Source organism: Candidatus Polarisedimenticolia bacterium, assembly GCA_035764505.1.
Lineage (GTDB): Bacteria > Acidobacteriota > Polarisedimenticolia > Gp22-AA2 > AA152 > AA152.
The window spans coordinates 1-7,347 of sequence record DASTZC010000035.1 but is presented as its reverse complement, the minus strand read 5'-3'; the positions used below and the strand labels follow the sequence as shown (position 1 = coordinate 7,347).

General features: G+C 68.4%; 7 protein-coding genes. 4 read left to right on the top strand and 3 right to left on the bottom strand.

Going from position 1 to position 7,347, the window contains the following annotated elements:
* The coding region (locus VFW45_02475) for a hypothetical protein (GenBank protein ID HEU5179630.1) at nucleotides 1-1,053 on the bottom strand (1,053 nt) is incomplete at its 3' end.
* A gap of 76 nt (nucleotides 1,054-1,129) precedes the next feature.
* On the opposite strand from VFW45_02475, the gene VFW45_02470 reads away from it, so the two are divergent.
* Nucleotides 1,130-1,918, top strand: a complete 789-nt coding sequence (locus VFW45_02470; protein ID HEU5179629.1) for an SAM-dependent chlorinase/fluorinase — start codon at nucleotides 1,130-1,132, stop codon at nucleotides 1,916-1,918.
* A gap of 40 nt (nucleotides 1,919-1,958) precedes the next feature.
* On the opposite strand, the gene VFW45_02465 is transcribed toward VFW45_02470, so the two are convergent.
* Together VFW45_02465 and VFW45_02460 are read right to left on the bottom strand one after the other, a co-directional pair.
* Complete coding sequence (locus tag VFW45_02465; protein HEU5179628.1) at nucleotides 1,959-2,909, bottom strand: UbiA prenyltransferase family protein; 951 nt, start codon at nucleotides 2,907-2,909, stop codon at nucleotides 1,959-1,961.
* Nucleotides 2,909-3,820, bottom strand: coding sequence for a class I SAM-dependent methyltransferase (locus tag VFW45_02460; protein HEU5179627.1), 912 nt, complete (start codon nucleotides 3,818-3,820; stop codon nucleotides 2,909-2,911). Before VFW45_02460 ends, VFW45_02465 begins: the two co-directional genes overlap by 1 nt.
* Nucleotides 3,821-3,907: 87 nt before the next feature.
* On the opposite strand from VFW45_02460, the gene VFW45_02455 reads away from it, so the two are divergent.
* The 3 genes from VFW45_02455 to VFW45_02445 all read left to right on the top strand — a co-directional run bounded on the left by VFW45_02455 (nucleotide 3,908) and on the right by VFW45_02445 (nucleotide 7,336).
* Nucleotides 3,908-4,582, top strand: coding sequence for an HAD-IB family hydrolase (locus tag VFW45_02455; protein HEU5179626.1), 675 nt, complete (start codon nucleotides 3,908-3,910; stop codon nucleotides 4,580-4,582).
* A 362-nt stretch (nucleotides 4,583-4,944) separates the two neighbouring features.
* Nucleotides 4,945-6,129, top strand: coding sequence for a thiolase family protein (locus VFW45_02450; GenBank protein ID HEU5179625.1), 1,185 nt, complete (start codon nucleotides 4,945-4,947; stop codon nucleotides 6,127-6,129).
* Nucleotides 6,130-6,169: 40 nt separating this feature from the next.
* Nucleotides 6,170-7,336 (top strand): acyl-CoA dehydrogenase family protein, encoded by a 1,167-nt coding sequence (locus VFW45_02445; protein ID HEU5179624.1) that lies wholly within the window; start codon nucleotides 6,170-6,172, stop codon nucleotides 7,334-7,336.
* The last annotated feature ends 11 nt before the right edge of the window (nucleotides 7,337-7,347 follow it).

Genomic DNA, 7,347 nt, shown 5'->3' with positions numbered 1-7,347 from the left:
GGGACCCCCATCGGGGGCGGGAGGCAGATCGAAGCTCACGAGGCGCGCACCTCCGGCGAAAGCCGACGCGGCCTTGCGGATCAGTGATGCTCCTCGTTCCGGAGCCGGGCTCGTCGCCTGCGTCGCGGGTGCGGTCTGGGTCTGGGGCTCCCCTTCTGAGACCGCGACGAGATCCGGCTGGCTCTGGGGCACGCCCGTGGACACAGAAGAGGAAGCAGGGAGCTTTTCTCCCAGCATCCAGAGCGATGCCGAAGGATCCTTCTCGAGCAGGAGAGCGGTTGCTTTCGCGGCGATCGATTCGAGATCTTCCTCCGTCTCGCTGTGCAGCGCCACCACGTCGACGTAAGCAGAGGTGTCCTCGCCGAGCAGCGCGCTCAAGTAATCCAGCCGTGAAGCGGGCAGCGTCTCGGTGACGACGAGAGCCTCGGGATCGGCGCCGCGCAGCTCCACCGCTCCTTTCTTGATCAGGAAAGCCGCCGCGCGCGCCTGGCCGGCTTCGGCGCCGGGGGCCGAGAGCCCCTCCAGCTGATAGAAGCGCACGCGTCCCTTGAAGCGCTCCGCGGCGGCGCGCAGGAAGGCACGCCAGCGGGAAAGGATTTCCGGTTCCTGGGTCATGGTGCCGGTGACCGCGCCGGACAATGCGGCGCTTCCCCGCGGCGCGAGAATCACCTCGAAGCCGGCGTCGCGGTAGCGGTCCACCAACGGGTCGAGCGTGTCGAGCGGGACGCCGCCCTGCTCCCCGGCGGGATCGGGCCAGGAGAAGAGCAGGCGCACGTACAGAGGCTGGGCACCGCGCAGCTGAACCTCGCGCGCGCGGATCGGGCCGGGCCGCTGCGCCTCCCCGGCGTCGAGGTCGACGTCGTAGCCGAGGCCGGTCTTCGGCGGCTGCCAGGTGGGAATCGCCGATTGCGCCCGGGCTTCGCCTGCGGCGAGAAAAGAGAAGAGCAGCAGCGTCAGGCAGAGCAGGAATGATGGGGCGAGGCGCGAGGTGATGGCAATGCCTCCCAGATCTTCCGGGCGCCGAACCTTAGCAGAGGGGATCCTCCGGGTCAATACGCCGGACCTTGACGATCCCCGGCACCGCTCCTATATAGTTCGCCGGCCGGCATCCGCCCTTCAAGGAGCGCCCTTGTCCCCTCGCGCGCGACGTCCTCCCGTCCTGACCCTGACCACCGATTTCGGCGGCAAGGACGCCTACGTCGCGTCGATGAAAGGCGTGGTGCTGCGAGCCGTTCCCGAGGCGCGCATCGTCGACATCTCGCACGAGATTCCGCCTCAGGAGATCGGGGAGGCGGGCTACGTCCTGGCGTGCGCTTTCCCTCATTTCCCGGCGGGCACGCTCCACCTGCTGGTCGTGGATCCGGGCGTGGGAACCTCGCGGCGCCTGCTGGCCGCGCGCACGCGGCAGCATCTCTTTCTGGCCCCGGACAACGGCAGCCTGGGGCTGGCCTTCGACATCGAATCCCCGCTCGAGATCGTCGAGATACCTTTTCCCGACTCCCGGGTCGCGCCGACCTTTCATGGCCGCGACATCCTGGCGCCGGCCGCAGCCCGGCTCCTGCAGGGCGCGGCCCTGAGCGAAATCGGCCCGCCGGTCTCCAACCCTCTTCCCTTTCCAGTCCCCCAGGCGCGCCCGGATCCCGACGGGCGCCTGCGCGTGAGCGTGCTCAGCATCGACCGCTTCGGTAACGTGATCCTGAATTTTCGCGCGCAAGACGCCGGGGTGACGCCGGGGCCCGTGCTGGAAATCGCAGGGCGCCGCCTCACGCGACGGGTGCTTACCTATGCCGAAGCGCCCGCCGCTGAGCCGGTCCTGCTCTTCAACAGCAGCGGCTTCCTCGAGGTGGCGGTCACCAACGGCTCCGCCGCGCAGACCCTGGGCTGTGCGCGCGGCACGACGGGGATCCTCACCCTCTGAAGCCTCGGCGGGAAAGACGCGGGGATCCGCCCGAGGTTCCTCACCAGCCGACCCCTCCCATGCCGAGCCAGTGGGCCAGTCCGGGAAGATTCAGGTACGACAACCCCCAGAGTACTCCGGCAAGAAGGACGGTCAGCGCCATGAGGGGCGCATCGCGATACAGCTTCTCCGGATTCTGCGCCACGCTGTGGGGCTGGAAAGAGAGGTAGCTGTAATAGGCGACGTATAACAGCAGCAGCGGCAGGGCGAGCAGGTACTCGATGTGGTACTTCATCATGAGGACGCCGAAGAAGAACATGAAGCCCGCCGCGTAGGTCAGCATGGCCGTGGCCAGCAGCGCCTCGTTGTAGTGGCGGAAGGAAGCGCGGTAGCGGCCCGCTTCCGCCGGATCGGCGAAGGAGCGATACTCGGAGAGGCGCTTGGCGGTCATCAGGTAGGAGCCGATCAGCCAATACGAGAGCAGGAACGAGGAAGGAGGAAAGCTCACCGCCCCGACGCTGCTCCAGCCGAGAAGAAAGCGGATGGGGTTGTTGATCGCCTCCGACAGAACGTCGAGATACGGAACTTCCTTGCTGCGCACCGGAGGCACGTTGTAGACGAGTCCCATGAGCCACAGCGCCGCAAGGCCGGCCAGGAAGGTCCTCGGCAGCATGCATCCGATCGCGGCTCCCAGGAGCGCCAGGAGAATCCACTCCACGTAGGCGACGGTGATTGACAGCTCCCGCGACACCAGCGGGCGGTTCGACTTGGTGGGATGGAAGCGATCGGTGCGGGCGTCCAGGATCTCGTTGAGCACGTAGTTGCTCGACGCCACCAGACAGGTGGCGAGCAGCCCGAGAAGGATCGATCCGAAAGCTCCTGGCCGGCGCGTGCCAGGCTCCAGCAGGAACGCCGCCACGATGCCGGGCAGGACGAAGATGTTCTTGAACCAGTGATCGACGCGCGCCAGCCTCAGGTAGAGGATCGCTTTGCGCGCCGTCGAAGCCGCCATCACGCCCTCCCCGGATCGGCCCGCTTGCGGGCGTAATAGGTCACGGAGTCGCCCAGGTTCACCGGCACGGTCACGCGATACAAAGCGGCTCCGGGCCCCGTTCGCCCCAGGGCGCGCGCGGCGGCGCCGACTGGCAGGTAGCGTCCCAGTCGCTCGGCCAGATAACCGATCGAGAACGACCAGACGTAGGGCTCCTGCCGGACAAGCTCGAGTCCCACCCCGTCGAACGCGCGGCGCATCGTGGCCGGATCGAAGTAGCCCACGTGGGCCACCCGAAAGTGCCACCAGCGTCGGCCGAACATCCGGGCCGCGAGGCTGCGCACGTTGGGCGTAGTGATCGTCGCGATGCCGCCGGGCTGCAGCGCTTCGGCGATGGAGGCGAGCAAGGCGCGCGGGTCAGCAAGGTGCTCGATCACGTCGATGGAGGTGATGACGTCGAAACGCCGTCCCGCCAGGGACGGATGGGGGAAGGTCCCCTGCAGCAGCAACACGCCGCGCTCGCGCGCCGCGTTCACCGCCCAGGCGCTCGGCTCGACGCCGGTGGCTTCCATTCCCTGCTCCAACGCGGCGCTGCACAGCAGCCCCACCCCGGCGCCGACGTCGAGCAGCGTGCGCGCGGCGGGATGCAATGCGCGGCAGCGCGCCACGATGCGGCGCAGCGGGCGGATTCTCCCTTCGCTCCCTTCGCGATACTCGGGATCCACCAGGTCTTCGTACAGCGCCACCAGATCGTCCGCCGGCAGCGGATGGGCGTACCGGAAGCCGCACTCCAGGCATTCGACGAGGCGCGCCGTCCGGCCGTAATGAGAGTCGGAGATCTTCATGTCCTCGCTGGTCGCTTCCCTGCCGAGCGTGGAAGGCATGAACTCGCGCTGACGCGCCGAGCCGCACAGCCAGCAGACGGCGCTCATGCCGCGGGGACCCCGGCGCGGCGTGCTAGAATCCCGCGCGCCTGCAGCTGTTCGCGCCGGCGCGCCAACGCCGAGGGTGCCATCCCGTTGAGCCGCGAACCCGTCTCCACACTTCCCTCCCGGCAGCCCGCCGCCCTGTTCGATTTCGACGGCACGCTCCTGCGCGGCGATTCCATGCTGTTTTGCCTGCAGTTCGTCCTGCGTCGCCATCCCGCCTCCGCCGGCGCGGGATTGAAGCTTCTGGCGGCCGCACCGCTGTTCGCGGCGGGGCTGGTGGATCGCCGCGGATTGAAGGAGATCGCCCTAGGCATGCTGCGCCATGTGCCGGAGCCGGAGCGCGGCGAATTCTTCGCGCAATTCACCCGCACAAGCCTCGTTCCGCGACTGCGCGCCGCCGCGCTGACCCGGCTGCGCTGGCACCGGGAGCAAGGCCACCGGCTGTTCCTGGTCTCCGCCAGCGTCGATCTCTACCTGGCGCACGTAGCCCGAGCCCTGGAGATCCCGGAGCTGGTCTGCTCGCGCGCCGTCCTGGATCCGAGCCCGCGGCTGCTCGGCGCCAACTGCCGCGGTGAGGAAAAGGTCCGGCGGGTCCTGTCCCACCCGGATGCCGCGGCGATCGACTGGGAAGCCTCTTGGGCTTACGGCGACAGCGCCGCCGATGTGCCGTTGATGGCGCGCTGCGGGCATCCGATCGCCGTCACGCCCAACGGCGCCTTGCGGCGAATCGCCGCGGAGCGTGGCTGGACGGTGGAGCGCTGGTAGTCCGATCCGGCACAGGGCATGCCACACCCCCACCCATATAAGAGGATAGGCGGGAACTCGCCCCCCGTCGGGATGACCCGCGGAATCAATCGCTCCGTGCTCTGCCAGGCGCCCCCCGGCTTCGATATACGAGTGGGAATCGCCCACGGGAGATAATGGCTCCGGCTTCCGGTCGTTGACCCGCCCCAGGGGCAGCGAGGAGTTGCGCCCACGCCTTCGCTGCGCCGCAAAGACGCGCTAGCCTAGAAAGCGGCGCGCCCCCTGTCAAGCACCGGCGGGGCTCGCGCGGCTCATTCCCGGTTGTGCCGATCGCCGCGGTGCGCTAGACTTTGCCGCGATTCCACCTTCCCCCGGAGCCGTCCTTGATCGCTGAGGAGATCTATCTCGCGGGCGCCGTCCGCACGCCCATCGGCCGGTTCGGCGGCGCATTGGCGGCCGTGCCTTCGCCGCAGCTCGCCGCCGCCGCCGCGCGCGAGGCGCTGAGGCGCGCCGCACTGGATTCGGCGGGAATCGATGAGACGATCCTCGGCTGCGCCCGCCAGGCCGGCGTCGGCCCGAACCCCGCCCGCCAGGCTTCCCGTCTCGCGGGAGTGCCCGACGACGTGCCCGCCTACACGGTGAACCAGGCCTGCGCTTCGGGGCTCAAGACGATTCTTCTGGCGGGTCGCGCCATCGCCGGAGGAGAAGCCGGGACCATCCTGGCTGGCGGAATGGAGAACATGAGCCGCGTCCCGTACCTGCTGAGCACCGCCCGGCACGGCGCGCGCATGGGACACCAGGAGCTGACCGACGCGATGTTCCGGGACGGCTTCATGGACCCTCTCTCCGGCATGCTGATGGGAGAGACGGCCGAGAACCTGGCGCGGGAGTATGGCATCTCGCGGGAGGAGCAGGACCAGTACGCCGCCGAGAGTCAGCGGCGCTGCCAGGCGTCGCGCGAGCGCGGCGTCTTCTCCGAGGAAATCGTGCCGATCGATCTGCCGGATGCCAGGCAGCCGGGAAAGAACCTCGCCGCCGACGAGCACCCGCGCGACGGTGTCACGGCCGCCTCGCTGGCCTCGCTGCCTCCCGTCTTCGGGAAAAACGGGACCATCACGGCCGGATCCGCCTCGGGCATCACCGACGGAGCGGCCGCGGTGGTGGTCTCGCGCGATAGGCCGAACCTGTCGCGTGGTCCGGTCTGCCGCCTGGTCGATTGGACCTCGGTCGGCGTGGCGCCGGAGCGCATGGGAATCGGTCCGGTGCCGGCGATCCGCCGGCTGCTGCAGAAGACCGGCCTGGCACTCGAGCAGATCGACCTGGTGGAGATCAACGAAGCGTTCGCCGCACAGGTGCTCGCCTGCCAGAGAGAGCTGCGGATCGATCCGCAGCGCCTCAACCCCAACGGCGGCGCCATCGCGCTGGGACATCCCATCGGATGCTCCGGAGCCCGCATTGTCGTCACCCTCATGCACGAAATGGCCCGGCGCCGGGCGCGTTACGGCATCGCCGCGTTGTGCGTCAGCGGCGGATTGGGCGTCGCGGCCTTGCTGCAATCGATCGGATGAACCGCCCGGATTTCGCCCGGGACGATCTCCAAGGAGACCCATGAAACCGTTCAAGGCCCTCGACTATTACCAGATCGACGGACTCCTCAGCGAGGAGGAGCGGCTGATCCGGGACACCATCCGCTCCTTCGTCTCGGAGCAGGTTCTGCCGCGCATCGAGAAGCACTATCGCGAAGGAACCTTCCCCAAAGAGCTGATCCCGCAGCTGGCGGAGCTCGGAACGCTGGGATCCTCGCTGCAGGGATATGGCTGCGCGGGTCTCGGGCCGGTAGCCTACGGCCTGATCATGCAGGAGCTGGAGCGGGGCGATTCGGGGCTGCGCAGCTTCGTCTCGGTGCAGGGCGGCCTGGTCATGTACCCGATCCATGCCTTCGGCTCCGAGGAACAGAAGGATCGCTGGCTTCCCGCGATGGCGAAGGGCGAGAAAATCGGCTGCTTCGGCCTCACCGAGCCCGACTACGGCTCCAACCCCTCCGGCATGCTGACCCGCGCCGTCAAGCGCGGCGACCGCTACGTCCTGAACGGTACCAAGGCCTGGATTACCAACGGCTCGGTCGCCGACGTGGCGCTGGTGTGGGCCAAGCTGGATGGCGAGGTGCAGGGCTTTCTGGTGGAGAAAGGCACCCCGGGATTCGGGGCCAAGGACCACGAGGGGAAGTTCTCGCTGCGCGCCTCGGTGACCTCCGAGCTGTTCTTCCAGGACTGCGCCATTCCGCTGGACAACCGCCTGCCCAAGGCGGAAGGGCTGAAGGCCGCGCTGGCCTGCCTCAACCAGGCGCGCTACGGCATCGCCTGGGGCGTGGTCGGCTCCGCCCAGGCGGTGTTCGACGAGGCCCTCGAGTACGCCAAGACCCGCGTCGTCTTCGGCAAGCCGGTGGCCGCGTTTCAGTTGCAGCAGCGCAAGCTCGTCTGGATGGGCACCGAGATAACCAAGGCACAGCTGCTGTGCCTGCAGCTCGGACGCCTCAAGGAGGCGGGACGCGCCACGCCGCAGCAGGTGTCGATGGCCAAGATGAACAACTGCTTCGTCGCCCGGGAGTGCGCCAAGCTGGGGCGCGAGATCCTCGGAGCCAACGGGGTCACCGACGAGTATCAGGTGGGCCGCCATCTGTGCAACATCGAATCGGTGTACACCTACGAAGGGACGCACGACATCCATACCCTCATCGTGGGACAGGACCTGACCGGACACGCCGCCTTCTCCTGAGCCGGCCCGCG

Excerpts from the sequence above, each read along its gene's own strand:
- VFW45_02465 (HEU5179628.1), bottom strand. The coding sequence starts at position 2,909 with ATGGCGGCTTCGACGGCGCGCAAAGCGATCCTCTACCTGAGGCTGGCG.
- VFW45_02445 (HEU5179624.1), top strand. The coding sequence starts at position 6,170 with ATGAAACCGTTCAAGGCCCTCGACTATTACCAGATCGACGGACTCCTC.
- VFW45_02460 (HEU5179627.1), bottom strand. The coding sequence starts at position 3,820 with ATGAGCGCCGTCTGCTGGCTGTGCGGCTCGGCGCGTCAGCGCGAGTTC.